30 protein-coding genes and 3 tRNA genes are annotated in these 25,385 nt (G+C 64.1%); 11 read left to right on the forward strand and 22 right to left on the reverse strand.

Annotated features, from left to right (window positions below):
• Positions 1 to 50: 50 nt before the first annotated feature.
• Positions 51 to 380 (forward strand): ferredoxin FdxA, encoded by a 330-nt coding sequence (fdxA, locus tag N0K08_RS16380; protein ID WP_261501459.1) that lies wholly within the window; start codon positions 51 to 53, stop codon positions 378 to 380.
• A 26-nt stretch (positions 381 to 406) separates the two neighbouring features.
• Positions 407 to 1,477, forward strand: coding sequence for an NAD(P)/FAD-dependent oxidoreductase (locus N0K08_RS16385; protein WP_261501460.1), 1,071 nt, complete (start codon positions 407 to 409; stop codon positions 1,475 to 1,477).
• Positions 1,478 to 1,502: 25 nt separating this feature from the next.
• On the opposite strand, the gene N0K08_RS16390 is transcribed toward N0K08_RS16385, so the two are convergent.
• From N0K08_RS16390 to N0K08_RS16430, 9 genes are all read right to left on the reverse strand, one after another.
• Entirely contained in the window at positions 1,503 to 2,042 is a 540-nt protein-coding gene (locus N0K08_RS16390) for a lipocalin family protein (RefSeq protein ID WP_261501461.1), read from the reverse strand.
• Between the two features lie 98 nt (positions 2,043 to 2,140).
• Positions 2,141 to 2,608 carry a nuclear transport factor 2 family protein gene (locus tag N0K08_RS16395; RefSeq protein WP_261501462.1) on the reverse strand — a complete coding sequence of 156 codons (468 nt, stop codon included), beginning with the start codon at positions 2,606 to 2,608 and terminating at the stop codon, positions 2,141 to 2,143.
• Entirely contained in the window at positions 2,605 to 3,399 is a 795-nt protein-coding gene (locus N0K08_RS16400) for an SDR family NAD(P)-dependent oxidoreductase (protein WP_261501463.1), read from the reverse strand. Before N0K08_RS16400 ends, N0K08_RS16395 begins: the two co-directional genes overlap by 4 nt.
• Before the next feature lie 5 nt (positions 3,400 to 3,404).
• Positions 3,405 to 3,977, reverse strand: coding sequence for a DUF3833 domain-containing protein (locus tag N0K08_RS16405; protein ID WP_261501464.1), 573 nt, complete (start codon positions 3,975 to 3,977; stop codon positions 3,405 to 3,407).
• Positions 3,974 to 5,266 (reverse strand): MFS transporter, encoded by a 1,293-nt coding sequence (locus N0K08_RS16410; protein ID WP_261501465.1) that lies wholly within the window; start codon positions 5,264 to 5,266, stop codon positions 3,974 to 3,976. Before N0K08_RS16410 ends, N0K08_RS16405 begins: the two co-directional genes overlap by 4 nt.
• A gap of 16 nt (positions 5,267 to 5,282) precedes the next feature.
• Entirely contained in the window at positions 5,283 to 5,783 is a 501-nt protein-coding gene (locus N0K08_RS16415; RefSeq protein ID WP_261501466.1) for a chalcone isomerase family protein, read from the reverse strand.
• A 68-nt stretch (positions 5,784 to 5,851) separates the two neighbouring features.
• The gene (locus N0K08_RS16420; RefSeq protein ID WP_261501467.1) at positions 5,852 to 7,120 is read right to left on the reverse strand and encodes an SAM-dependent methyltransferase; all 1,269 of its coding nucleotides are present in this window, start codon (positions 7,118 to 7,120) and stop codon (positions 5,852 to 5,854) included.
• Positions 7,117 to 7,884, reverse strand: a complete 768-nt coding sequence (locus N0K08_RS16425) for a DUF1365 domain-containing protein (RefSeq protein WP_261501468.1) — start codon at positions 7,882 to 7,884, stop codon at positions 7,117 to 7,119. Before N0K08_RS16425 ends, N0K08_RS16420 begins: the two co-directional genes overlap by 4 nt.
• The gene (locus N0K08_RS16430) at positions 7,881 to 9,221 is read right to left on the reverse strand and encodes an NAD(P)/FAD-dependent oxidoreductase (RefSeq protein ID WP_261501469.1); all 1,341 of its coding nucleotides are present in this window, start codon (positions 9,219 to 9,221) and stop codon (positions 7,881 to 7,883) included. The genes N0K08_RS16425 and N0K08_RS16430 overlap by 4 nt, the downstream gene beginning before the upstream one ends.
• A 124-nt stretch (positions 9,222 to 9,345) precedes the next feature.
• Between N0K08_RS16430 and N0K08_RS16435 the strand changes: the two genes are divergently transcribed.
• Positions 9,346 to 9,993: a TetR/AcrR family transcriptional regulator gene (locus N0K08_RS16435; RefSeq protein WP_261501470.1), complete on the forward strand. Its 648-nt coding sequence runs from the start codon at positions 9,346 to 9,348 to the stop codon at positions 9,991 to 9,993.
• 19 nt (positions 9,994 to 10,012) lie between these two features.
• Here the strand turns inward: N0K08_RS16435 and N0K08_RS16440 are convergent, their stop codons facing one another.
• On the reverse strand, positions 10,013 to 11,389 hold the full coding sequence (locus tag N0K08_RS16440) for a GGDEF domain-containing protein (protein ID WP_261501471.1): 1,377 nt from the start codon (positions 11,387 to 11,389) through the stop codon (positions 10,013 to 10,015).
• A gap of 228 nt (positions 11,390 to 11,617) precedes the next feature.
• Between N0K08_RS16440 and N0K08_RS16445 the strand changes: the two genes are divergently transcribed.
• Entirely contained in the window at positions 11,618 to 11,881 is a 264-nt protein-coding gene (locus N0K08_RS16445; protein WP_261501472.1) for a hypothetical protein, read from the forward strand.
• Between the two features lie 56 nt (positions 11,882 to 11,937).
• Here N0K08_RS16445 and asd read toward each other — a convergent pair whose 3' ends face one another.
• The gene (gene asd / locus N0K08_RS16450; RefSeq protein WP_261501473.1) at positions 11,938 to 12,783 is read right to left on the reverse strand and encodes an archaetidylserine decarboxylase; all 846 of its coding nucleotides are present in this window, start codon (positions 12,781 to 12,783) and stop codon (positions 11,938 to 11,940) included.
• Positions 12,784 to 12,987: 204 nt separating this feature from the next.
• Between asd and N0K08_RS16455 the strand changes: the two genes are divergently transcribed.
• The 5 genes from N0K08_RS16455 (at position 12,988) to N0K08_RS16475 (ending at position 15,546) form a co-directional block, all read left to right on the forward strand.
• Entirely contained in the window at positions 12,988 to 14,085 is a 1,098-nt protein-coding gene (locus N0K08_RS16455) for an HPP family protein (protein WP_261501474.1), read from the forward strand.
• Positions 14,086 to 14,318: 233 nt separating this feature from the next.
• Positions 14,319 to 14,567, forward strand: a complete 249-nt coding sequence (gene infA, locus N0K08_RS16460) for a translation initiation factor IF-1 (protein ID WP_159918070.1) — start codon at positions 14,319 to 14,321, stop codon at positions 14,565 to 14,567.
• An 85-nt stretch (positions 14,568 to 14,652) separates the two neighbouring features.
• Positions 14,653 to 14,729 (forward strand) — tRNA-Pro (locus N0K08_RS16465).
• A gap of 61 nt (positions 14,730 to 14,790) precedes the next feature.
• Positions 14,791 to 14,867, forward strand: a tRNA-Pro gene (locus N0K08_RS16470).
• A gap of 250 nt (positions 14,868 to 15,117) precedes the next feature.
• Positions 15,118 to 15,546, forward strand: coding sequence for a thermonuclease family protein (locus N0K08_RS16475; RefSeq protein ID WP_261501475.1), 429 nt, complete (start codon positions 15,118 to 15,120; stop codon positions 15,544 to 15,546).
• Positions 15,547 to 15,595: 49 nt separating this feature from the next.
• On the opposite strand, the gene N0K08_RS16480 is transcribed toward N0K08_RS16475, so the two are convergent.
• The 3 genes from N0K08_RS16480 to N0K08_RS16490 form a co-directional block, all read right to left on the reverse strand.
• Positions 15,596 to 15,672, reverse strand: a tRNA-Met gene (locus tag N0K08_RS16480).
• A 155-nt stretch (positions 15,673 to 15,827) separates the two neighbouring features.
• Positions 15,828 to 16,244, reverse strand: coding sequence for a hypothetical protein (locus tag N0K08_RS16485; RefSeq protein WP_261501476.1), 417 nt, complete (start codon positions 16,242 to 16,244; stop codon positions 15,828 to 15,830).
• A gap of 88 nt (positions 16,245 to 16,332) precedes the next feature.
• Positions 16,333 to 16,542 carry a hypothetical protein gene (locus N0K08_RS16490; RefSeq protein ID WP_261501477.1) on the reverse strand — a complete coding sequence of 70 codons (210 nt, stop codon included), beginning with the start codon at positions 16,540 to 16,542 and terminating at the stop codon, positions 16,333 to 16,335.
• Positions 16,543 to 16,765: 223 nt separating this feature from the next.
• Here N0K08_RS16490 and N0K08_RS16495 point away from each other — a divergent pair, with 223 nt between their 5' ends.
• Entirely contained in the window at positions 16,766 to 17,794 is a 1,029-nt protein-coding gene (locus N0K08_RS16495; RefSeq protein WP_261501478.1) for a porin, read from the forward strand.
• Between the two features lie 229 nt (positions 17,795 to 18,023).
• Positions 18,024 to 18,185 carry a hypothetical protein gene (locus N0K08_RS16500; protein ID WP_261501479.1) on the forward strand — a complete coding sequence of 54 codons (162 nt, stop codon included), beginning with the start codon at positions 18,024 to 18,026 and terminating at the stop codon, positions 18,183 to 18,185.
• Between the two features lie 17 nt (positions 18,186 to 18,202).
• On the opposite strand, the gene N0K08_RS16505 is transcribed toward N0K08_RS16500, so the two are convergent.
• From N0K08_RS16505 to N0K08_RS16540, 8 genes are all read right to left on the reverse strand, one after another.
• Complete coding sequence (locus tag N0K08_RS16505) at positions 18,203 to 18,928, reverse strand: hypothetical protein (protein ID WP_261501480.1); 726 nt, start codon at positions 18,926 to 18,928, stop codon at positions 18,203 to 18,205.
• Positions 18,925 to 19,905 (reverse strand): MlaD family protein, encoded by a 981-nt coding sequence (locus N0K08_RS16510; protein WP_261501481.1) that lies wholly within the window; start codon positions 19,903 to 19,905, stop codon positions 18,925 to 18,927. The genes N0K08_RS16505 and N0K08_RS16510 overlap by 4 nt, the downstream gene beginning before the upstream one ends.
• A gap of 14 nt (positions 19,906 to 19,919) precedes the next feature.
• Positions 19,920 to 20,723 carry an MlaE family ABC transporter permease gene (locus N0K08_RS16515; protein WP_261501482.1) on the reverse strand — a complete coding sequence of 268 codons (804 nt, stop codon included), beginning with the start codon at positions 20,721 to 20,723 and terminating at the stop codon, positions 19,920 to 19,922.
• A 100-nt stretch (positions 20,724 to 20,823) separates the two neighbouring features.
• Positions 20,824 to 21,330: a disulfide bond formation protein B gene (locus N0K08_RS16520; protein WP_261501548.1), complete on the reverse strand. Its 507-nt coding sequence runs from the start codon at positions 21,328 to 21,330 to the stop codon at positions 20,824 to 20,826.
• A gap of 46 nt (positions 21,331 to 21,376) precedes the next feature.
• Entirely contained in the window at positions 21,377 to 22,501 is a 1,125-nt protein-coding gene (locus N0K08_RS16525; protein WP_261501483.1) for a sulfate/molybdate ABC transporter ATP-binding protein, read from the reverse strand.
• A gap of 13 nt (positions 22,502 to 22,514) precedes the next feature.
• Positions 22,515 to 23,420: a sulfate ABC transporter permease subunit CysW gene (gene cysW, locus N0K08_RS16530; RefSeq protein ID WP_261501484.1), complete on the reverse strand. Its 906-nt coding sequence runs from the start codon at positions 23,418 to 23,420 to the stop codon at positions 22,515 to 22,517.
• A complete protein-coding gene (gene cysT, locus N0K08_RS16535) occupies positions 23,417 to 24,295 on the reverse strand; it encodes a sulfate ABC transporter permease subunit CysT (RefSeq protein ID WP_261501485.1) in 879 nt (292 codons plus the stop codon). The genes cysW and cysT overlap by 4 nt, the downstream gene beginning before the upstream one ends.
• Positions 24,296 to 24,316: 21 nt before the next feature.
• Positions 24,317 to 25,318 (reverse strand): sulfate ABC transporter substrate-binding protein, encoded by a 1,002-nt coding sequence (locus N0K08_RS16540; RefSeq protein ID WP_261501486.1) that lies wholly within the window; start codon positions 25,316 to 25,318, stop codon positions 24,317 to 24,319.
• Positions 25,319 to 25,385: the final 67 nt, after the last annotated feature.

The raw sequence follows: 25,385 nt of genomic DNA on the forward strand, positions 1-25,385 counted from the left end.
CAGTGAAATAAAATCAGTCAGTACAGACCCTATAACTCCAAAGATCCCTCATGACTCACGTCGTTTCCGAAAACTGCATCCAGTGCAAATACACCGACTGCGTGGACGTATGCCCCGTGGACTGCTTCCGCGAAGGCCCGAACATGCTGGTCATCGACCCGGACGAATGCATTGACTGTGCCGTCTGCATTCCCGAGTGCCCGGCCAATGCGATTTTTGCCGAAGAAGACGTGCCGCCCGATCAGCTCGCCTTCATCAAGCTCAATGCCGAACTGGCCCTGGCCCAGGGTTGGAAAAGCATCACCAAGCGCAAGAACCCGTTGCCCGACGCTGATGACTTCAACGGCAAGCCCGGCAAGATCGCTGCCCTGCAGCGCTGAGTCCCTGACTGCCTGACCACCGCCCGATGACCGACAGCGCCGCGACCGCCACCCCATCCATTGACACCGATGCCGTGGTGATAGGCGCCGGTCCTGCCGGCCTGTTCCAGGCGTTTCAGCTGGGCCTGCAAGGCCTGAACGCCCACTTGGTCGACGCCCTGCCCCATGCAGGCGGCCAATGCGCCCAGCTGTACGGCGACAAGCCCATTTACGACGTACCGGGCATTCCGGTCTGCACCGGCCGCGAACTCGTCGACCTGCTGCTGCGCCAGCTCGCGCCCATACCGGTGCAGTGGCACCTGGGCAGCCAGGTCCAGGCGCTTGAATCCCTGGCCGACGGCCGCTTTCTGCTGACCACGTCCGCAGGGGTTCAACTGCGCACGCGCAGCGTGTTCATCGCGGCCGGCGTAGGCGCCTTTGTGCCGCGCACGCTCAAGATCGACGGATTGCAAGCCCATCTGGGCCGCCAGCTGCATTACCACCCGGCCGATGTCGCCGTGGCCCCGAACGAACACATCGTCATCCACGGTGGTGACGAAGATGCGGTCGCCGCCGCCCTGCGCTGCGCCCAGGAACATCCCACGGCCCGCATCACTTTGCTGCATCGCCGTGACGTCTTCCAGGCCGCACCCGAGCTGCTGGCACAACTGCAGGCACTGCGCGCCACCGGCCGCATCGCCGTGGTCGCGGCCCAGATCAACGCCATCGAAGAGCAGGACGGCCAGCTCGCAGCCCTGCTGCTCACGGATCCGCAAGGTGCGCCCCAGCGCCTGGCGCTGGACCAGCTCTGGGTCTACCTGGGCATTTCCCCGCGCCTGGGGCCCATCGCCGACTGGGGCCTGGCCATGGAGCGCAAGCAGTTGCAGGTCGATGCCGCCACCTTTTCGACCAACCTGCCCGGCATCTACGCCGTTGGCGACATCAATACCTATGCCGGCAAGCGCCGCCTGATCCTCTGCGCTTTCCACGAAGCCACGCTGGCCGCCTTTGCCGCGGCCGAGTGGCTCAGCGGCGACAAGGTGGCACTGCAATACACCACCACCAGCGCCCGGCTGCATGCCATCCTCGGCGTGGAGCACCCTGGCGACAGTGACTGAGACCCAACGGGCCTCTCGCCCGGGGTCAGGGCTGAGCGCGCTTGTGCTCCACCCAGATCAATGCGGAAGTGTCAAACCCCAGCGCATGGGCCTGGTTCTTCAATTGCGTCTGAATCTCCGCATCCAGGCGGGGCTCGCGCGCAAGAATCCATAGATAGCTGCGATCCGGTCCGGCCACCATGGCCCAACGGTATGCGGGATCCAGGGCGATGACGTGGTAGCCGCCATAGAACGGCCCGAAGAACGACACCTTGAGCGAGGCCACGTCCGGGTCTCCCAGGAATTTGGCGCGCCCCTGGGCCGTCTGCCAGCGGCCCTTGGCCGCATCGAAACCGCTGTTGATCACCCGCACGCTCGCATCGGGCTGGATCTCGTAGCGTGCCGTGACATCGCTCAGACCACGCTCGAAACGATGATCCAGGCGGGCGATCTCATACCAGCGCCCCTGATAGCGTTGCACATCGAAGCTGCCCACCGCCTGCAGCCCCTCGGGCACGCCGGTGGCGCAGCCCGAAAGACTCCAGCCCAGGCAGGCAATGCCCAGCCAGCGGAGCCACGCTGGCATCGCATTTTCCATTGCCGTATCCATTTTCATATCTATTTCCTTGGTTCAAAGTGCGCGATCGAAGCCTCTTCCCGGCGCGCTGCTGGCGGCAATGCCCATCAGCGCTGGCGATGGTTCCTGGGCTCCGAAGACAGTAATTTGCGCAGACCCCGCATGACGGCGCCCAGCAGCGGCAGCTTCGAATACAGCTCTTCGGCCGGATCCCAGTAGTCGCGATGCAGCTCCACCCCGCCCTGGGCGGAGAAATGCAGGTGGGATGCGCCGCGTATGCGCAGGACTGCGGCGCCGGCGCGGCGCCGAAAGCTGAACTCCCAGGTCAGAAAGGCATCATCGCCTTGGCACACCTGGGTGGCGACGACGAAGCGCGGCGCATCCAGCGTGTCGAACATGTGCCTGAAGATGTGCTCGATCGCAGGCCGGCCGCAGACCTCGTTGAAGGGGTCCTTGAATCGCGCGTGCTCGCTGTACAGCGCCATCAGCGCCGGCAGGGTTTCCACGCGCAGCCCTTCGTAGGCCGCAACCACGGCGGCGACCCGCGCGTCCGTACAGTTGTCTGGATGCGTCATCGTGCCCCCGTGGCGCGGCGCACCGCAGCAAAATACCAGGCATCGGGCAAGCACCGCAGCAGGCGCATCCAGCGGGTGAAGCGGCGCGGAAAGTTCATCTCGAACCGGCCCTGGCGCCACCCCTCGAGCATGCATTGCGCGGCCTGCTCCGCCGAGATCAGTGCGGGCATGGCGAACAGGTTGTCCGCGGTCAGCGGTGTATCCACAAAACCCGGGTTGATCACCGAAACGCCCAATCCGCGGGAGTGCAGGTCCAGATACAGGTTTTCCGCCAGATTGTTCAGCGCGGCCTTGGTCGGTCCATAGGCCAGAGACAACGGCAAGCCGCGGTAGCCAGCCACGCTGCCCACCAGACTGATGTGGCCGCTTCCCGCGAGCAGCAGCATGGGCAGCAAGGCATCGAGCAGATACAGCGCGCCGCAGTAGTTCACGGCAAGGTGGCGCTGCATTTCGGCCAGGTCGAAGACGGTCGCGCTTTGCGCGCGATAGTGGCCCGCGCAGTACAGCGCCAGCGCAAGCTGGTGACCGGCATGGTCTTGTACCTGCAGTGCCGCGTCCCGCACGGCGTTGGCGTCGCTCACATCCAGCGGCAACGCCAGACAGCCCGCGTGGTCTTTCACGAAATCATCCAACGCGCTCGCGTTGCGCGCCGACACGATGACGCGCGCACCCTGGCTGTGCAGTGCCGCGGCAGTGGCGCGGCCAATGCCCGAGGAGGCGCCTATGACCCAGACCCAACGGCCTGACCAGTCCTGCAGCGGTGGATTGAGGGGGCGTCCGAACAGCGGCATGGCATTCACTCCTGGGACGTTTTGCTCATGACCAAGGTCACTTCACCCAGGTGCAGGCCGAATTTGCGCATCGTGCTGCGGTTGAGCAAGGTGCGCGCGTCCATGCGGTACATCCAGTCATCGAGCGCGACGTTCCACACGCTGCCGTCGACCAGCAAGGCCAGCGTGTACTTCCAGTGGAATGCATTCCCCGCCGCCTCGCCCAGGGCCTCGCCGACGACATCGTCCGCCGTGCCCACATATCGCCCGCCCCCCAGATGCCGCAGGCGCCAGACCCGGCGCTGCGTCGTGCCATCGCTGTAGAGAAAATGCTCATCCAGCGTGCCGTTGTCACCCTCCCAGCGGCCCGTCATCTGCACCGTGAAGCGCTTGACCACCCGGCCGGAACGATCGGTGAAGATGCCATGCGCGGTCAGCGGACCGTTGAAGTACTCGCGCAAATCCATGGTCGGTTGCTGTTGTGCGTAATCCTGCACGTTGGGGCCGGCACATCCCGCCAGTAGTCCCGCCAGGGCAAGACCCAGGCTGGAGCGGAGAAGCCATGAGGAGCGTACGGCGAAGAGGTGGGATAGCGTCATGTCTTTTTTCTCCAGGTGGGATTGCGCCGCTCTGCCTGCCACAGCGCCAGGGCGGCGCAGAGCTTCAGAAGACACGGCAGTCCTGCATAGGTCCAGGCCAGCACGCTGAGGGCCGACGCATCGGTGCTTGCGCTGCGGTAGCCGGCCCATGACAGCAAAGGCAAGGCCAGGCCGCCGGCAAGGGCCAGGTTCAGCTTGCTCGCGCAAGTCCACCAGCCCAGATACCGACCTTCGTCCCGGCCGCCCGCGCCCGCCTGGTGGATGACGCCGGTCAAGAGTGCGCCTGGCAGGGCCAGATCGGCGCCCAGTGTCAGTCCGCTGGCAACGCAGATGATGAAAAACGCCGGCCCATCGCCGGCATCCAGCCAGGGCGTGGCAACAAATGCCAGCACGGCAAGCCCCATGCTGGCGCGCCAGCTCGGAGCCAGGCCCCAACGGGAGACGGCATGGACCCACAAGGGCAGACCCAGCGCCGCGGCGCCGAAATAGCCCAGCAGAAACCAGGGCTGCAAATGCACCGCCTGCAGCCGGTCGGCGACAAAGAACGGCAGCAAGGTGGCCGGTATGGCGCTGGCAATGCCGTTGAGCACAAAAACAAGCATCAGCCAGCGAAAGCCGGCATTCGACCAGGGTGCGCCCTGGGACGGCCGTGCGTCCCCCTGCGCGGCCAGGGCCTCGCCCGGCCTGCGCAGCCGGTGCAGGCTCCAGAGCCCGAGCGCGAGACCCAAGGCCAGCAGGGCGCTGGTCGCGTCCTTTCCCAGCCACAGCGCAAGCCCGCTTGCCAGCAAGACGCCGGTCAATGTGGCCGCCTCGCGCCAGGCCGTCACACTGGCCCTCCAGCGCGGCGCACCGCCCCAGCGCGTGCCCCATGTCTGGTGCAATATGCTGACCCAGCTATAGGCCAGCGTGGTCAGCAGCAGCACGCCCGCCAGCCATGCAAGCATCGCTGTCTGGCTGCCGGCCGGGGGATGCCACAGCAAGGCAAAACCGGCCGCCAGCACGGCACAGCCCAGGGCCGCCGCCCGCCATGGCCTGCCCCCGCCCTGCAGGAACAGACGATCCGCCAGGCGGCCCAGCGCAGGATCGATCAATGCGTCCAGCGCGCGCGTCGCCAGCAAGACCCCGCCCAGTGCCGCCAGCGGCGCTTGGGCCGCGCTGGCGTAATAGTGCGGCAAGCTCACATAAAGCGGCAGCGAAACAAAGGCCAGCGGAGCGGCCAATGCGCCATAGGCCAGCCCCGTGCGCCAATGCAGACTGGCTGTCTGTGGAACGCGGGCCGGGGTGCTCATGCTGCGTCCTGTGTACTCAGGCCGCAAGGCCCAGCAGCGATTTGCGCAGCGCTGGCGCGGAGGACTCCGGCGCCAGCCAGATGCCGAAGAAAAGGCGCGCGTACTCAGCGTCCTGGATGGACGCGGTCAGGCGGCCATTGTGGAAAAACCGCACTTCGCCCTGGCCGTCACTCCAGCCCAGCAACCGGTCCTGCGCAACCACATCGGGAAAGGCGCGGGTCATCAGCTCCAGCCATTGCCGCGCTTGCTCCTCGCTGAAAGCGCCTATGCGCCGCATCTCGGCAATGGAACGCTCCGCGATGGCCGAGCCGTCGAGCTTGCGCTCATACCTCAGCTCCAGCGCGATCGGCTGCCGGGCATAGCGCTCAGCCCGAAAATCCGCGCCCGTCCACAGGCAGGCCTCGTAGACCTGCAGGCCGAAAAAGCGCAGTACGGCGCAACCTATCCTCTGGGCCTGCGGCAGCAGGGCTTGCAGTTCGGAAGGCAGGGAGGGAGCAGACAGACTGGTGTGGGGCATGGCGAACAAGGGAATGGCAAGAAGGCTGCTGGCGTGCCGCAAGATCTGGCGCCTTGTGGCATGGATCCTCATGGCAGCGGCTTTCTCAGGGTGAATTGGATGACATCGGTATTGCCGGTATCGAACGCTGCCTCGCAGTACGCCAGATAAAAGCCCCAGATGCGCGCAAAACGCTCATCAAAGCCCAGGTGCTCCAGCGCCTCGTGTTGCTGCGCAAAGGCATGGCGCCAACGCCTGAGGGTTTCGGCATAGTCGGGGCCGAACGCCAGACGCTGCTCGATCACGAAGCCCGCGCGCCGGGCTTCGGCCTCGAAGGCCGCGCAGCTGGGCAGCATGCCGCCGGGAAAGATGTATTGCTGGATGAAATCCGTGGACGCCTGGTAACGCTGGAACAGGTCGTCGCGGATGGTGATGGTCTGTATGCAGGCATAGCCTCCGGGTCGCAGACAGGTCTGCAGCATCTGGAAATAACCCGCCCAGTACGCCTGCCCCACGGCTTCGAACATCTCGATGGACACAATGGCATCGAAAGGTGCAGCCGCATGCTGCCGGCTCAGGTCGCGGTAGTCCTGGTAGTTCAGTTGCGCCTGGTCGCTCAGTCCCGCGGCCTGGATTCTTTGCTGCCCCCACTGCAGCTGCTCCCTGGACAGCGTGACCGCGGTGACCTGGGCCTGGAATTCGCTGGCAGCGACTTCGGCCAGCCCACCCCAGCCACAGCCGACTTCCAGCAGGCGCGCGCCCGGAGTGACGCGCGCCTCGCGCAGCGCACGCCGTATCTTGGCCTGCTGGGCCGCCTGCAGGTCCGCGTCCTGGTGATTCCCATCCTCGAACCAGGCGGCGCTGTAGTTCATGCTCGGGTCCAGCCAGAGCTTGTAGAAATCGTTGCCCAGGTCGTAGTGGGCGTGGATGTTCTTGGCGCTGCCGGCGCGCGTATTGCGCCGCATCAGATGGCGCAGGCGGTAGGCCAGCCGTCCCCACCAATGGCCGTAGACCAGGGACTCGATGTGCGTGCGGTTGGCGATGCACAGGCGCAGCAAGGCCGGCAGATCGGGGCTGTCCCAGTCGCCGTCAATATAGCTCTCGGCCAGCCCGATGTCACCGGACTTTTGTACGCGCTCGAACATCCTGGGATGGCGTACGTGCAGCGTGGCCCTGGGCATGTCGCCTTGCGCCGTGGCGTTGGGGTGCGAGGGCAGATGCAGCAATCGGTTGCCAGGCAAATGCAGTTCCAGCTGACCCAATGGCAGCCGTTCCAGCAAACGCAGCACGCGGCTGCTCCCGGACGTTGTCTGCGGCGCGGCAGCCGCAGCCTGTAATGGCACTGTGGTGGTGTTCATCGGGATATGAAGTGCTCAGGGGCAGCTGGTTTGGTGAAGAAAGGCAAGCGCTTGCCCCACAGTCGCAGGGCTTGCCAGTGAATGCGCGCAATGACTCCGAACGTCATCAAGGGCATGCCGAAGAATGCGCGGCGCATGCTGGCATGACTGAGCGCGCACAGCGCCCCGCCGACGCTGGTTTGCAGCAAAGGGCCCTCGGCGTCGTGCAGATCGACCCGGACCAGCGTCCGGGCTGGCGGGCCTGACCGCTCGAAGCGGAAGCGATAGTGGCCTTCGACCCCGCAGAAGGGCGAGACGTGAAAGACTTTGCGCGCCATCTGCTCTTGCCCCCAATCCAGTTGAGGGCCGTCCAGCAGATAGGCATGGCGTTCGCCAAAGGTGTTGTTGACTTCGACCAATACCGCGGCCAGTGAACCATCGGCCCGGTGGGCGTACCAGAAGCTGACCGGCTTGAAGGCATAGCCCAGGACCCGTGGAAAGGTGTGCAGCCAGACTTCGCCATCGGCATCCGCAATGCCTTCGCTTTGCAGCATGGCATCGAACCAGGCCAGAGCATCTTCATGGCCTTCACCGTGGTCTGCGTCGTAAAAACTGATCAGCCCGCGGCGGTTGCGGTGCAGCACCGCGCTGGGCTGGCGGCGCAGACTGCGCAGCGGCAGCAGCAGAAAATAGCTGGGATAGACAAACGCATGCTCGACCGGCCGCAAGCGCCGGTGCCAGACATGGCCCATGCCGATCAGCGGCTGGGAATCAAGGCAGTTCATGCCACGCCCTTTTGCAACAGCACCGGTGCATGGAGCAAGGCCTCATGCACCCCTGCCGCGGCCTCCAGACCCGAACGTAAACCGTCCTCATGGAAACCATAGCCCATCCAGGCGCCGCAGAACCATGTGCGCTGCTGGCCTTGCAGGGTATGCATTGCCGCCTGCGCCTCCATCGCCGCCAGATCAAACACGGGATGGGCGTACTCGATGCGGCGATGGACTTTGCTTTCATCGATGGCACGCACGGGATTGAGCGAAACGATCACCGGCTGCTGCCATGGCAAGGGCTGCAGGCGATTGATCCAGTAGTGCAGGCAGACCCGGTCGCTTGGCGCATGTGCCTCGGCGCCTGCGGCCCGCTCATGGTTCCACGCCGCCCACGCCGAAGTCCGTTGCGGCAGGACATGGGTATCGGTGTGCAGGACCGCGAGATTGGGTTGGTAACGGATGGCACCGAGCAGCGCGGTTTCTTGCGGCGTGGCGTCCGCGCCCAGCAATGCCAGCGCCTGGTCGCTGTGGCAGGCCATCACGACCGCATCGAAGACCTCGCTGCCATGGGCCGTCTGCAGCAGCACGCCATGCTCCAGGCGGCGCACGCCCAGCACCGGCGCATGCAGGCGGGCTTCATGATCGGGGCTGTCTTGCAGACGCGTGAGCATGCGCCGCACATATTGGCGGGAGCCCCCGCGCACCGTGTACCACTGCGGCCGTTGGGTGATCTGCAGCAGTCCATGGTTATGGCAAAAGCGCAGCAAGGTGGCGAGCGGGAAGCGCAGCATCTGGTCCGTGGGACAGGACCAGATGCTGCCAATCATGGGCAGCAGATAGTCCTCGCGGAAAGCCGTGCCGAAACGGTGGGCATCCAGAAAATCCGCAACGCAGCCCTGCAATTGCTCTGGCGCCGGACGCTGGGACAGCGCGGTCGCAAGCCGGTTGAAGCGCATGATGTCCGCCAGCATCCGCCAAAAGCGCGGACGCAGCAGATTGCGCCTCTGGGCAAACACCGTGCTCAGGGAGGTGCCGCTCCATTCCAGGCCCTGGCGGCCCTGCGGATCGGTGCATTGCACCGACAGCGACATCTCCGCAGCCGAAGTCTCCACGCCCAGTTGGGCCAGCAACGCCGTGAGCAGGGGGTATGTCTGGTGGTTGAAAACCAGAAAGCCCGTGTCCACCCCATGGCTCACGCCCTCAAGACTGAGGTCTACCGTGTGTGCATGGCCACCAAAGTGCGCCCCCGCCTCGAACAGCGTGACCCGCCGTCCGGCTTGCGGCTCGGCCAGTTGCCAAGCAGCCGACAGGCCTGCGATTCCTGATCCGATAACAGCGACGCTGTGCATGGAGCATTTCCTTGTGGACTTGAGAGATCATTATGTGAACTCGACAGTTCACAATATACCTCACGAGTCCTAAATTTGCACTGCCGCGTATTTAATTTTTGCTTTGGATTTAAAATGGCAGCCTATGGAAACCCGAGCATCGATCAAAGCGCAAATTCAGCGCCTGCGTGAAGAGGCCATCGTGGCCGCCGTCAACCGTTTGTTGGCGAGCAAAGGCTATGACGCCATGACCGTGGATGAGGTCGCGGCGGAAGCAGGCATGGCCAAGGCCAGCCTGTACAAACTGTTCTCCTCCAAGGAAGAACTGGCGGGCGCGGCCATGGTCGGCGTGCTGGACCGTGCGCTGGCATTTGTCGGCGACCTGCGCCAACAGGAAACGGCAGCGGCGCTCAACGGCGCACCGGTGCCCGCCATCGCTCAGCTGCAGGCAGTGATCCGCTGGGCCATGCAGACCCAGCTGGATGGCGAAATGCCCACCCTGCCAGCGCAGAACTCCAGCCTCAGCACCTCGCTGCAATCCAACGACGAATACATGGACAGGCTCATCGCCTTGAGCAACCGTCTGAGCATCTGGATCGCGCAGGCCCAGACAGGCGGCCAGATCCATCCCGGCTTTCCGCCGGAACTGGTGCTCTACACCTTGTTCGCCCGGGCTTGCGACCCGGTCGTGGCCTTGCTCAAGGAATCAGGTGCATACACCCACGAACAGATTCTTGACTGGGTCACACAGACCACGTTCTGCGGACTGGGCACGCTGAGCTCAAATCCATGAGCCCTTCCTCAACCGGCAGCTAGACCCTGGCGACTTCCACCCGGTTGCGCCCCGCATTCTTGGCCGCATACAAAGCCTGGTCCGACTGGCGCAGGGTGTACTCGTAGTCGGGGTGGCCGCTGTGCATGGCCAGCCCCATGCTCACCGTGACATGCATGCGGGCATTGTCGGGCAAGCGGAAAGCCTCCTGCTCCACCAGCACCCGCAAGCGCTCGGCGAATGCCAGGGCACGGGACTCGTCGATATCGACGAGCAGCAGCAGGAATTCCTCGCCCCCGAGACGGAACGTATAGTCTCCGCCGCGGCAGGCATTCGACAGGATGTCGGCCAGTTGCTTGAGCACCATGTCGCCGCCTTCGTGCCCATGGCGGTCATTGATCCGCTTGAAGTGGTCGACGTCCAGCGACAGCACGGCGAAATCCGCCTTGCGCTCGCGGCTGTAATGGATTTCCTTGCGCAGCACCACGGGCAGGAACTTGCGATTGAGCAGCCGCGTCAGCACATCCCGCCCCGCATCGAGTTCACGGTTTTGCTCGAACAAGGCGTCCAGGTGAAACGCAATCGCCTGGCTGTGCTCGCGCATGGCACGCCATTGCTGCAAGCGGCCATGCGCATCGATGACCTGATCGAGCGAAGGCAGCAGGCTGTCGTCGATCAAGTCCATGGTGTCCAGAATCAACGTGGTCTCGATGGCACCGCGAAACGTGTACGCGCCCTTGTGGCGAAACCACAGACCGAACTCCGAAGCGCCGATGCGCGGCAACTGCAGTGCCTCCAGCCCCATGGCGCGGTCGAACATCAGCTGATTCTCCCAGGCCAGTACGGCCGCGCGCTGGCGTTCGCGCTCGGCGCTCATATCCTGCGCCACGGCGTGCAGGCGGTAGGCCTCCTGGGCGCGTGCGCTGCGATCGTGCGAGCTGGAATAGGCCTGGCTCATGATGGCCATGGCGATATCTATCACCGCCATCCCATAGCTGGCGGCCTGCAACTGCAAGGCCAGGTCGGCGCCCAGCAGCTCGGCCAGCAAGGCACACAGGCCGCGCTTGAGACTGCTGGCACCGCGCAGCACCAGATGCACCGGCACATCGATGCGTGCATGCACTTCACCGATCTTGACTTGCCGGGCCACGCGCTGCGCCAGCTGCTCCTGACCGCCATCGCTGAACACTTCGGCCACCCACTGGCACATGGACTGGTGCAACCCCATGCGGACCTGCTCGTGGCTCAGCATCACTGAGGCCGCGGCGTCGCGCAGCATCTCTTCATAAAAATGGGAGGCCAGACCCCGCTGATGTACAAGGGCCAGTTGCTGCACACATTCCCGTACGGGCAGCGCAACACTGTATTGCAGGCTGCGCCATTCGCTGGCGAGTTGCTCAAGAGAAATTTGGGACATGAAAAACCGACGATCCGAACCATGCGCGCCGCCAGACCTTGCGTCTGTGGGCCAGTGAAAGAAAAACAAGCCCGCCTATCTTATCGGCTGCACAGGCAAGAATGGCGCCCGGCAAGGTCCTGCGCGAAAGCCAGTGCCCTCTTTCTACGCCGCCAGGCGCGACATGACCCTCAACTTTCCCCACAGGCTGCCGATATCAGGCTTATTTGCCACGCCAGACTGGGCCCTATGCACTCCATTACCACTTCAGCGGAAGCCGCTGCGCCTGTCAGCCCACGCAGCTTCACTTTTGAAATGCCCTTGTTTCGCCCCGGTGTGGAAGTCACGGAAAACGGACGCACCGAGACCGTCAGCCATGTGATCCTGCGCCGACGGGAAATGATGGTTTATCTGGTGGGCCGCGAAGAGCCCGTGCGTCCGGACCGCCTGCGCCTGCAGCCGTCGCAGTTCACCACCGCGCGCCGCCCCGAAGGCCTGAGCTGGTTCTTCTAGGAACCGGTCCAGCCTGTTGACCGATACGGCCGGCCTTCGCCGGCCGCGCGGCGTGGTCAGTCGCGCTCGGCCATGGCTTCGCCCAGGCGCACGGCGCTGCCGGCCTGCCACAGCGCATTGAAGTGCAGCGGCCCCTTGGGAAACAGCAGCACCACGGTCGAGCCCAACAGGAAGCGGCCCATTTCATCGCCCTGGCGCAGGCTGGGCGCGTCCTGGCCGTAGCGCCAGCGGCGGATCTCGGCGCTGCGCGGTGGGTTGACCTGGCCGTGCCACACGGTGGCCATGCTGCCGACGATGGTCGCGCCCACCAGCACCATCACGAACGGACCTGCGGCGGAATCGAACACGCACACCACCCGTTCATTGCGCGCAAACAGCCCGGGCACGCCGCGGGCCGTCACCGGGTTGACCGAAAACAGGTCGCCGGGCACGTAGACCATCTCGCGCAGCCGCCCATCGCAAGGCATGTGGATGCGGTGGTAGTCACGCGGGCTGAGATAAATCGTGGCGAAGTGGCCATTCTCGAATTCGGCCGCCAGGGCCGCATCACCGCCGACCAGCGCACGGGTCGAGTAATGGTGGCCCTTGGCCTGAAAGATCTGGTCGCCGGCGATGGGGCCAAGCTGGCTCACGGCGCCGTCCACGGGACAATCCAGCGCGGCCTGGGCCTGCGGGCGCGCGCCTGCGCGCAGACTGCGCGTGAAGAAAGCATTGAAAGTGTCGTAGCCCGCGGGATCGGGGTTGGCGGCCTCGGCCATGTTGACGCCGTAGCGGGCGATGAAACGCTCAATCACCCAGGTCGTCAGCCTGCCCCCCCGCAGATGGGCCAGTCGGCCCATCACAGCTGTCAACGCCTGCTTGGGCAGTAAATATTGGGGGAGCACGGCAAGGCGATCAGACACAGTGTTTTTTTCCAGGTGATTCTAGGCAAGCAGCGCATTCTATGGCCTCACATCCCTGCTTTGCACCACACGCTAACCCGCGCATGCCACTCGGCGCAGGCAAAGACAGGGCCTTTGTTATCCTGCAGCCTTCCCCCCCCATCCGCCGCCTTGCCCGTGTCTGCCCCTCAGCCCCCTGCTCCACCCTCCCGACACCTGACCGCCTTGCGCCACTGGCTGCTGGGCCTGTGGCCCCAGTCCGTCGGCATCGATGGCAAGGAAGCCCTGCGCATGACGCTGGGCGTGGTGCTGGGCCTGCTGGTCACGGGCTTTCTGAGCCGCTGGTGGGCCGGCAGCGGCAACGCCTCCTGGATGATTGCGTCACTGAGCGCCAGCGCCGTGCTGGTGTTTGGCATGCCGGCCAGCCCGCTGGCCCAGCCCTGGCCGGTGCTCGGCGGCACCGTGGTCGCGGCGCTGGTCTCCACCCTGTGCAGCCTGTTGGTGCCCGATCTGGTCTGGGCCGCTGCGCTGGCGGTGGGTGGCGCCCTCGCCGGCATGCTGCTGCTGCGCTGCTTTCACCCGCCAGGCGTTGGCATGGCGGCTTTCGTGGTGCTGGAGCACAGCAACGGCCTGGAACTGATCGTCTTTCCGGTGCTGTTCAACATCCTGGTGCTGCTGGCCTGCGCCATGGTCTACAACAACGCGACCGGCAAGCCCTATCCCCAGCGCAGCCGTGCCCAGCGCAACGCCACGGGCGGGCATTTCCAGAAGTCCGACCTGGACGCGGCGCTGGAAAACTACAACCAGGTGCTGGACATCAGCCGCTCCGACCTCGAAGGCCTGCTGCACCTCGCGGGCCGTGCCGCCTTCCAGCGCACGCTGGGCGAGCTGCGTTGCGCCGACATCATGTCCACCCCTGCGCTGGCCGTCGAAGCCGATGTCCCGCTCAAGGATGCCTGGGCGCTGATGCGGCAAAAAAACATCAAGGCCTTGCCCGTCGTGGACGGCCAGCACCAGGTGATAGGCATGCTGTCCCTGTCGGACTTCATGCGCACCACCGCCCTTGAATCGCCTGAAGGCTGGGGCCAGCGCCTGCGCCAACTGGTGTCGACGCGTGCAAAAAAACCACAAACCGTCAGCGATCTGATGAGTGCCAGCGCGCAAACGGCCTTCTCCAGCCAGCACGTGATGGATTTAATTCCGCTGTTCTCTTCAGGGGGGCACCACCATTTGCCCATCGTGGATGCCGAGCTGCGCCTGGCTGGCGTCATCACGCAGACCGATCTGGTGCGCGCTCTGGCGGCCGCGATCACACCTTCCTAATACACGCCCTGGCACTTGCCGCGCCCTAGGGTTACAATCTGGGGGATTGCGTACAGCGCCTCGCCTGTACAAAGAATGCCGTTCACCGGCCTTCTGTCCGTTCTGCGCCTGGAGCGCAGCGGCTTCCACCGCCTGCCATGCACAGTACTTCAGTGGCCTCTACGGGTCGGTGCTGAGCTGTTGTTTCTCCCCTGAACAGGCGCAGCGACCCAGATTTATATGAGAGATTGAAAATGGCCAAAGAAGAATTGATTGAAATGCAAGGCTCCGTCACGGAAGTCTTGCCCGACTCGCGTTTCCGCGTAACCCTGGAAAACGGTCACCAGCTGATCGCCTATACCGGCGGCAAGATGCGCAAGCACCACATCCGTATCCTGGCAGGCGACAAGGTTTCGCTGGAAATGTCCCCCTACGATCTGACCAAGGGTCGCATCACGTTCCGCCACCTGGCTGGACGCGGCCCAGGCCCGTCGCCCCGCTAAGCGACGCGACGAGTAGCTATTCTTTTTGAATTATTTTTGAATTTTCAAAAAAGTCCATCTGATTAGCCATTAGAATTCTTTTTGTCGGAGCGTAGCGCAGCCTGGTAGCGCATCTGCTTTGGGAGCAGAGGGTCGCGAGTTCGAATCCCGCCGCTCCGACCATTGATTCAAAGACTTAGCTCGAAAGAGCTAAGTCCTTATCAACCCAGTTTGAGAAATTTGTCGGAGCGTAGCGCAGCCTGGTAGCGCATCTGCTTTGGGAGCAGAGGGTCGCGAGTTCGAATCCCGCCGCTCCGACCATTGGTTGAAGGCCTTAGTTCGCAAGAGCTAAGGCCTTTTGTCCTTATAGGCTCGAAATGCCTGCGGCAACAACAAAGCACCTAGGGTGCTTTTTTTACGCCTGCTGCATGCCGCCCTGCTCTGCCGTGTCGCCGCCATCAGCGGCAGCAACCGCCTTTTTCAGGAATGCAGGCGCGTACTTGACCATGGGCGGATGTCAACACCATGCAGCACGCACCCGGCATCACGCCATTTTCGACATCATGCCGGCATGATTTCCGCCCTGCTTGTCTGCCTCGTCGTCAGCATCAGCGACGGAGACACCCTGACCGTGCGCTGCGACTGGCCCGACCTGCAGCGCCAGATACGCATCCACGCCATCGATGCACCCGAGCGCAACCAGCCTTTCGGGCAGCAAGCGCGGCAAAGCCTGGACCGACTGTGCTGGCAGGCGCAAGCCAGAATCCAGCCGCTGGACATCGACCAGTTCGGACGCACCGTAGCCCAGGTCGAATGCCATGGCCGCGACGCGGCCGCGTACCAGGTGCGCCGCGGCATGGCCTGGGCCTCGACCCGCTATGCCCAGGGCCGCGCCGACCTGGCAGGGCTGGAAGCCAGGGCCCGGGCTGCACGCAAAGGCCTGTGGGCCGACACCGACCCCTCACCTCCCTGGCAATGGCGGCGGCGGCACGGCCCGTAGCCGTGCGGCCAATAAAAAAGCCCCGACACTTTCGTATCGGGGCTTGATATGGTTGCGAGAGCAGGATTTGAACCTGCGACCTTTGGGTTATGAGCCCAACGAGCTACCAGACTGCTCCACCTCGCGGTAATTTGGATCGCGCTGGAAGGCAGATCACTCATCCCTTCCAACAAGACTGATAGTACCACAGCTGAATGGATCAACAGTCTGTCAATTCATTCAGTAGACAAAAAAACTGCAAAAAACGATAGCGACACCCCAAAGGCCCGGCGGCAAACCCATTAATAACAGGCTTCGAACTCCTGCTCGGTACCGTGCTCCATGTCCTTGAGCAGCAAAACCCCTGCGCGCTTGGTGAACCTGAAACGCTTCTTGACCAATTGATCGATCGCAAAGCACTCACTTCTCACATCCATGCTGCCATTGACCGCCAGCACCAGATGGGTCGCGCGGCACGCCATGGCATCGAGACTGTTTTCATCCTGGGGATTCAGGAAACCGTACCGGAACTGCGTAGGCTGCACCACAAGGTAGACCGGTAAGGCCTGGTCTGCGCCATTTTGGCGCAGGCAGGACGTGGAGGAGCGCGTAGCCAGGTAGCTGCCGACGAATTCATCGGGAATCCGGTAATCGGCCGCCCACGCCACATGGCCGCCCAAAGCCAGCGCGAGCAGACCGGCGATGATGTGTTTGCCCATACCACTCTCTAGTCAAATTATCAATGAGACTATGTTAATAGTTTTAGGCTATTAAATCAAGCGTGGATGTAGGCACGACAGCGCCCCGCTAGAGGGAAGCCCTGTCCCCCGAGGCAATCAGGCGAATGGCGGCTATCGCTGCCTCGCGCGTCGGCCAGGTTTCGCCATTGAGCAGCACGTTGTGCTCGTCGACCACGAAGCTGGAGAAATACCAGACACCATTCGACTGGCACAGCGTTGCGCTGTAGCTGCTGCCATCGTGTTCGCCGAACACGTTTTCCTCTGGAAGATCGGACATGGGAGGCCTCCTTGGCCCTTCATATTACCCACAGCCGCGGAGAATTCGCAACCCAGGCACTCAGCCCGGCTCTCTCCCTCATCGACAGCGGCAGCGTTGGCTCCAGGCCACAGTCACCAGGGGGGCGAGCGTTTCTTTGGCAGGCTGCCGCTGCAAAGACAATGACGTTGGCACATGTATTGCTATAGTTGTTTTACTAACCTTTTATTACAGGAGCCCCCCCATGAAGAAGTCCTTGCTCGCCCTGGTTGCTGCCCTTGCATGCGCCGGCGCTGCACAAGCCCAAAGCACAGTGCAAATCACCGGTCTGATGGATGTCTATGCAGGCTCCATGCGCATGGCTGGCGACGCCCATCGCACCACCACCGTGGGTTCGGGCGGCATGACCACTTCCTGGATGGGCTTTACTGGCAAGGAAGACCTGGGCAACGGCCTCACCGCCGAATTCCTGCTGACCTCGTTCCTGCGCGCTGACGTGGGCAACTACGGCCGCTTCAACGGCGACCCAACGTTCTCCCGCGATGCCAACGTCGCCCTGTCGGGTGGTTTCGGCACGCTGCGCCTGGGCCGCTCCATGGCCCCCAACTTCCTGCCCACCATCCTGGCCAACCCCTTTGGCGATTCCTTCACCGTCTCGCCGCTGGTGCTGCACGCCAACATCTCCACCGCCGCCTGGGGCTTTGGCAACCTGACCACGCCTTCCGACACCGGCTGGAGCAACCAGGTGACCTACACCACGCCCAGCTTCGGCGGACTCAAGGCCAACCTGCACTACCAGTTTGGCGAGCAGGCAGGTGCATCGAACAAGGCCAACGCCGGCCTGAACGTGATGTACTTCGGCGGTCCGTTGACGCTGCTGGGCTTCTATGAGCGCGCCAAGATCAACAACCCCGTGGTCCTTTCCCCCATGGACACCAAGACCGACTGGATGCTGGGCGGCACCTACGACTTCAACGTCGTCAAGGCCTACGCCACCTACGGCCAGGCCAAAGTGGATACGACCAACTTCAAGGGCAGCACCCTCTCCCTGGGCCTGGACCTGCCCGTGCTGAACAAGGCCGGCACAGTGAAAGCAGCCATGGCGCGCACCAAGGTGGAAGGCACGCTCAACGCCACGCGCACCACGGCCAGCCTGGGCTATGACCACTTCCTGTCCAAGCGCACCGACCTGTACGCCGTGGCCATGCATGACAAGATCACCGACGTGAAGTCGGGCACCAGCCTGGTGCTGGGCATGCGCCACCGTTTCTAAACCCGTGCCACACGCATGCAGCCTGGCAGGCTGCGTGCCCCCCCTCTAGCGAAGCCTTGATGGCTTCGCTTTTTTCGTTCCGGCCCGTGCAGCATGACGCACTGCAACATGACGCGCATTTGTCCGACAGCACATAAGGCCCAGACGCGCTGCAATGGATGGTATGCACCCATGGCAAGACGGCCTGAACGGTGCATCCGTTTGCCCCCTCGCCTTTTCAGGAGGCCTTATGCATGCTGGCACCTCCATTGCTCGCCATCCCCTGATGGCCTTCGCAATCACCATCGCCCTGGCCTTGGCTTCCACGGCCTTGATGCTCTGGATGGACAACGCGGTACAGGCCGCGGACAGCTTTCGGCTGTTCGATCTGTTTGCACTGCTGGACAACTGAAGCCCACCCGCTAGGGCTCAGGGCGTAGCGCCCGCCTGCCCTTGCAGCACACGCACGCGCCGCTCCAGCGCCTGCGCCAGCACCTCATTCCCCGCCGTACGCGCCTGCTGCACGCGCAGCAGCAGCCAGGCCAGCAAAGGGCGGCGCCAGCCTTGCGCCGCCGCCGTGTCCACGGCTTCGGCCAGCAAGGCGTCGGCCGGGCCGCGCGCGCGCAAGACCACCGCCGCGGCCACCAGACGCGACAGCGGCGCCTGCACCAACTTGACTGCAGCCAGCGCAGCGCTGGCATCGCCCTGCGCCGACTGCAGCGCTCGCGCCACCGGCTGCTGGGCGGCTGGCAACAGAGCGATGTCCTGCGCTGACAAGGGCTGGGCCTGGAGATAGCGCGCGTAGGCCTGCTCTGGCGGATCCGCATCCTCGGCCACGGCCGTGAACTCCGCGCAGCCATTCCACTCCAGACTGGCCACTTCGACCGCGCACCGCATCAGCGCCAGCCTTGCCAGCAGCTGCGGGCTGGCCGTGCGCTCGACTTCGCCGCGGGCCTTGCCCCATTCCAGGGCCTGCACCCGCTGATCGCCACGCAGATAGGCCTGGGTGGCCCTGTCGGCCGCAGACTCGGCATTCAGCGCCCAGTCGGGGGCCGGTGGCTGGTTGCCGCAGGCCGCAAGCACCAAGGCGCAGCAGCACAGCGCGGCCCGCGCCATCGACCGTCCGGGGGCAAGACGTGAAAGGCTTGAGGTCATGGCAGTTGGAGCTCCGGCTGGTGCGCAAACGGCCACTTGCGCTGGATGTCGCTGAGCACGCCTTCGATGCGGCGCAAATTGCTTTCCACTTCGGCGCGCAGCGCGCCCAGGTCCGTCGTCGCTTCGCGCGCATTGGCGCCCACGGCCTGGGCTTCGGCCAGCACCGCATCGACTTTTTGCAGACTTTGGCGCGTGTCCGCGAGCAGACCGTTGAGCTGCACCACGGTGGCGCGCACGGCGGGCATCACGCCGTCGGCGTCGAACACCTGGCGGTCAGCGCGCGTCACCAGCTGTTCCATGCGCGCCATCAGCGCCTGGGCTCGTTCCAGCGTGGCCACGACCTTGCGCGCGTCAGCCTCATTGCCCATCACCACGCCCAGGGCGCCACCCGGGCCTTGCAGCCGCGCAGTCAGCGATTGCACCTGGCCCAGCGCACCGCCCAAGGCCGAGTCCTGTGCCGTCATGGCGCTCAGATTGCTCAGCAGCTCCTTGGCCGAGGACATGATCTGTGGAATCTCGGCCGTGGAATCCCCGCGCAGCACCGGCCGCACTGCCCCGTCGGCCAGCGCCGGGTCCGTCAGAATGCCGCTATAGGCCTTGATGGTCGTGCCGCCAACCAGGCCGCGCACCAGCGTGAACACGCTGGTCTCGCGCAGCCAGTGCGCATCCTTGCGCGGCACGTCGACCACGATGCGCACATTGCCGTCTTCGGACAACTCAATGCGCCGCACGCGGCCTATGGGAAAGCCCGAGAAAGTCATGTCCATGCCAACCACGACGCCTTCCGAGTCGTCGGCCGTGAGCACCAGCTCCTGCGTGGCCTCGAAAGCACCGCGGGCATACAACAGGTACAGCGCCGAGCCCAGCAGCAGCGCCAAGGTGAACAGCAGCAGCGCCGCGGCCTTGACCCGCAAATGGGCCACGGGCCGCAACTCTTCGGGCGCCACAGGCGCGGGGTCAGGTGTTTTTGTGTCCATGAAGGTTCCGGGTCTCAATAATAGTTGCCCATCAGCGACAGGATTTCGATCACCAGCAGCACGACAAACATGCGTGCCAATCCGCCCAACTCGCGCCCTTGCTGGCGCAGCCGCGGCAGCGGCGCATACCAGCCCGAAGCCATGGGAATCAAGGCCACGGCCAGGCTGAAAAAACAGGTCTTGAGTATGAACACCAAAGTCACGCCCGGCTTGAATACCTGGCCGAACAGCCGTGTATAGACCGGCAGACCCGCCAGACTGAAGCCATAGACGCTCAGATAGGCCGTGATCAACGCCACCACGCAGCTCAGCGCCGCCAGGGTCAGACAGGCAAACAGCCCGCCCACGGCGCGCGGCATCAGCTCGGTGCGCACCGGGTCGACGCCCCGCTGCTGCAAGGCCGAGATATGTCCGCGCACACGCAATTGCGCCAGTTGGGTGCCGCTGGGAATGGTGCAGCGCATGGCCACGAACAGACAGGCCGTGAGCGGAATCAGCTCCAGCACCAGCACCCGCACCACCATCTCCAGCGCATAGCGCGACAGGCCGTAGCTCAGCGCGGTGACCACCACGATGTGCGTGATCACCGCACACAGCAGCGCCGCCAGCGCCGTGAAGCCCAGCAGCACCGGTCCGGTCTGCACGTACATCTGGTAGGCCATGCGCCCGCGCACCGTGCCGCGATAGCTGGAGGGCGACAGCAGCAGCACCAGCACCACCGCGCCCAGATAAATGCTGCGCCACCAGGCCAGGGCCGTCTCGCAGGCACCGTCCCAGAAGCGGGCGGCAAGACTGACAGTGGCATGGCTCCAATTCATGCGGCCATGATAGCGGGCCGGGCGCCGCGCCCCGGATGTGCCGCGCCCCCGCCTGTGCAAAGACCGAAAAAAAGCGCCCTAAGGCGCTTTTCAATCAGGCTCAACGCGGCCGCAGCTGACGCCACAGCAGGCCCAGCAGCGCCAGCGCCATCAGCACAAAGGCCACGAACGACCAATTGGCGATGGAGCCACCCAGAAAGGTCCAGTCGATGGCCGTGCAGTCGCCCGAGCCACGGAAGATCATGGGAATGGCACGGCTCAAGGGGTAGTTCTCAACCATGCCGTAGAAGTCACGGCCACAGGTAGCGAACTCGGGCGGATACCACTGCAGCCAGCTTTGGCGAGCGGCCACGAAAGCGCCAAAACCCGCGCTCAGCAGCGCCAGCAGGCCCCAGCCTAGCCACCAGCCACGGCCCTGCCGCAGGCTCGCCAGACCGGTGAACACCGCCACGGCGATCAAGGCATAGCGCTGCACGATGCACATCGGGCAGGGCTCTAGCCCCACGCCATACTGCAGATACATGCCAAACGCCAGCATGGCCACGCAAGCCGCGCTGATCAGCGCCAGCACGCGGCGCGGCGCCGTTTCCATCCAGTTCAACCACATCATCTCTTGTCCTTGAAAGGCCGCAGACCACGGCCCTCGAAGTCCGTCAAATGCCTGCAGCCTGGTCGATAAACACCTTGGCTCTACGCGGCGTCACCACCAGCGTCTCACCCTCGCGCAAACCCATTTCCTTGAATTGTTGCGCAGGAATCTGCGCTTCGATCAAAGTATCTTCACCCCCAGGGGCTGATGATTGGTTTTCATCGGCGGGAATTAGTTCCAGCCGCGCAATAGGTCCGACCACAATCGCCCGGCTCAGCTGGGCCACGATGCCGCGCGGGCGGCCCTGGGCGTCGATGTTCTGCCCCGGAGAATAGCGCTCCACGTCCAGGTCGTGCGGGCGCACATAGGCAAAAGCCTTGGCGTCCTTGGCCTGGGCGGCCTCGGGCGCATCGAGCTCGATGCCGCTCATGTGCACCAGGCCGTCGTTGGCCCGGCCATGGAACAGGTTCACATCGCCCAGGAAGCCATAGACAAAGGGGCTGGCGGGATTGTCCCAGACGTCCTGGGGCGAGCCGCTTTGCTCGATCTTGCCCTGGTTGATGACCACCACCCGGTCGGCGACTTCCAGCGCCTCTTCCTGGTCATGGGTCACGAAGATCGACGTCACGTGCAGCTCGTCATGCAGGCGGCGCAACCAGCGGCGCAGCTCCTTGCGCACCTTGGCATCGAGGGCACCGAAAGGCTCGTCCAGCAGCAGCACCTTGGGCTCGACCGCCAGGGCCCGGGCCAGGGCAATGCGCTGGCGTTGGCCGCCCGAAAGCTGGGAAGGATGGCGATCGGCCAGCCAGTCGAGCTGCACCAGCTTGAGCAGATCCATCACCTTGGTGCGGATCTGGGCTTCGCTGGGCCGCTGATTGCGCGGCTTGACGCGCAGGCCGAAAGCCACGTTCTCGAACACCGTCATGTGGCGGAACAGCGCATAGTGCTGGAACACAAAGCCCACGTTGCGCTCGCGCACATGCACGTCGGTCGTGTCTTCGCCGCTGAAATGGATGCTGCCCACATCGGGCGTTTCCAGCCCGGCAATGATGCGCAGCAGCGTGGTCTTGCCGCAGCCCGAGGGGCCGAGCAAGGCGATCAGCTCGCCCGAGCCAATGTCCAGGCTGACGTCGCGCAGCGCCTGGAAACTGCCGAACTGCTTGCTGACGTTGCGGATTTCGATACTCATAGTGCTTCTTCTTTCAGGCGATCTGGGGTGTCGGCCGCTCGGGTGGCAGGCTGGCCGCGGCGGCCTGCTCGCGCTCGGCGCGCCACTCGGCGATCGACTTGACCACCAGGGTCACCAGCGCCAGCAGGGCCAGCAACGAGGCGGCGGCAAAGGCCGCGACCGACTGGTATTCGTTGTAGAGAATTTCCACGTGCAGCGGAATGGTGTTCGTCTGGCCGCGGATATGACCCGAGACCACCGACACCGCGCCGAATTCGCCCATGGCCCGCGCATTGCACAGGATCACGCCATACAGCAGACCCCACTTGATGTTGGGCAGCGTGACCTTGTAGAAGGTCTGCCAGCCGGTCGCGCCGAGCACGATGGCCGCCTGCTCCTCATCGCTGCCCTGGGCCTGCATCAGCGGGATCAGTTCGCGGGCGATGAAGGGAAAGGTCACGAAGATGGTCGCCAGCACGATGCCGGGCACGGCAAAGATGACCTTGATGTCATGCGCCTGCAACCAGGAACCCATCCAGCCGTGCGAGCCGAACATCAGCACGTAGGTCAGGCCGGCCACCACGGGCGAGACGGAAAACGGCAGGTCCACCAGCGTGGTCAGAAAGGCCTTGCCGCGGAACTCGTACTTGGCAATGCACCAGGCTGCCGCCACGCCGAACACCAGGTTCAGCGGCACGGCAATCGCGGCCGTCAGCAAGGTGAGCTTGATGGCCGACCAGGCGTCGGGCTCGCGCAAACCGTCGAGGTAGGCACCAAAGCCCTTGCGCAGCGCCTCGGTGAACACCGCCAGCAGCGGCAGCACCAGGAACAGCAGCAGGAACACCATGGCAATGCCGATCAGCGTCCAGCGCACCCAAGGGGCTTCGGTGGTGCCGGCCTTGGCGCGGCGCGTGTTGCGGGAAGAAGAAACGGCGCTCATGCGGGGGCTCCTGCGTGGCGGCGTTGCCAGGCTTGCAGCGCGTTGATGATCAGCAGCAGCACAAAGGATATGACCAGCATCACCACCGCGACTGCCGTGGCGCCTGCATAGTCATATTGCTCCAGCTTGCCGATGATGATCAGCGGCGTGATTTCGGAAATCATGGGCATGTTGCCGGCGATGAAGATCACCGAGCCGTACTCGCCCACGGCCCGGGCGAACGCCATGGCAAAGCCCGTGAGCAGGGCCGGCGTGATGCTGGGCAGGATCACCTTGGTGAAGATCTGCAGGCGCGTCGCGCCCAGGCTGGTCGCGGCTTCTTCCAGCTCCTTTTCCGCGTCTTCGAGCACCGGCTGCACCGTGCGCACCACAAACGGCAGGCCGATGAAGATCAACGCGATCACGATGCCTGCGGGCTTGAACGCCAGCTGAATGCCCAGCGGCTCCAGATACTGGCCTATCCAGCCATTGCCGGCGAGCAGTGCCGTGAGCGAAATACCGGCCACGGCCGTGGGCAGCGCAAACGGCAGGTCCACCAGCGCGTCGACGATTTTCTTGCCCGGAAACTTGTAGCGCACCAGCACCCAGGCGATCAGCAGGCCGAACACCAGATTGACCAGGGCCGCGATCAGCGAGGCGCCGAACGTCAGCCGGTACGAGGCCATGACGCGCGGTGCGCTGACGGCCTCCCAGAACGCCGGCCAGGTCATGGTGAAGGTCTTGAAGACCAGCGCCGACAGCGGGATCAGCACGATGATGCTGAGATAGAACAGCGTGTAGCCCAGCGTCAGGCCGAAGCCGGGCAGCACACGCTTGGAGCCGCGGCCGCGCCCTGGAGCCGGCGCGGTGAGGGAAGCAGAAGAGGCAGAAACCATGGTGCGGACGCGAACTCCGGCTTACTTGCCAGGGGTGTAGAGCTTGTCGAACTGACCGCCGTCGTTGAAATGCACTTTCTGTGCATCCGACAGCGAACCGAAGTACTTGGCCACGGTGAACTGCTTGATTGGCTTGAAGACATCGGCATGCTTTTTCAGCACGGCTTCGGAGCGCGGGCGCAGCGCATGCTGGGCCGCGATTTCCTGGGCTTCATCCGAGTACAGGTAGTTCAGGTAGTCGTTGGCCAGCGTGGCCGTGCCCTTCTTGGCCACGGTGCGCTCGACCACGGCCACGGGGTTCTCGGCAATGATGGACGAGGATGGATACACGGCCTGGACCTTGCCCTTGCCGAACTCGCGGTCGATGGAGATCACTTCCGACTCGAAGGTGATCAGCACGTCGCCGATGTTGCGCTGCAGGAAAATCGCCGTGGCATCGCGCCCGCCCTTGCCCAGCACGGGCACGTTCTTGTAGAGCTTGCTGACAAAGGCTTCGGCCTGGGCGTCGGTGCCGCCCTTCTCGCGTACCGCGCCCCAGGCGGCCAGATAGGCGTAGCGGCCGTTGCCGCCGGTCTTGGGGTTGACCACGATGACCTGCACGCCGGGCTTGATCAAATCATCCCAGTCCTTGATGTTCTTGGGATTGCCGTTGCGCACCAGGAACAGCATGGTCGACGTCGTGGGCGACGCATCGTTGGGGAACTTCTTGCTCCAGTCCTTGGCCACCACACCCTTGCTGGCCAGGAACTCGATGTCCGTGGTGGTGTTCATGGTCACCACATCGGCCTCCAGGCCGTCGTTGACGGCGCGCGCCTGGGCGCTGGAGCCGGCGTGCGACTGGTCGATCTTCACGTCCTTGCCCGTGGTTTTCTTGTAATGCGCGGCAAAAGCGACGTTGTAGTCCTTGTAGAACTCACGCGCCACGTCGTAAGAGACATTGAGCAGCTGGTTCTGGGCCAGTGCCGCACCGCTGGCGGCCAAGGCAAGGCTGGCCAAAAGGGTCTTGAGTGTCAAAGATTTCATGGTTGCAAGGCCTGGAACGTGAAAGATGCTTGATTGTCTGAAGCTCGCCTTCAAACTCAAACGAATA

Origin of the sequence: Acidovorax bellezanensis, from assembly GCF_025421555.1 — a bacterium.
GTDB lineage: Bacteria > Pseudomonadota > Gammaproteobacteria > Burkholderiales > Burkholderiaceae_C > Comamonas > Comamonas bellezanensis.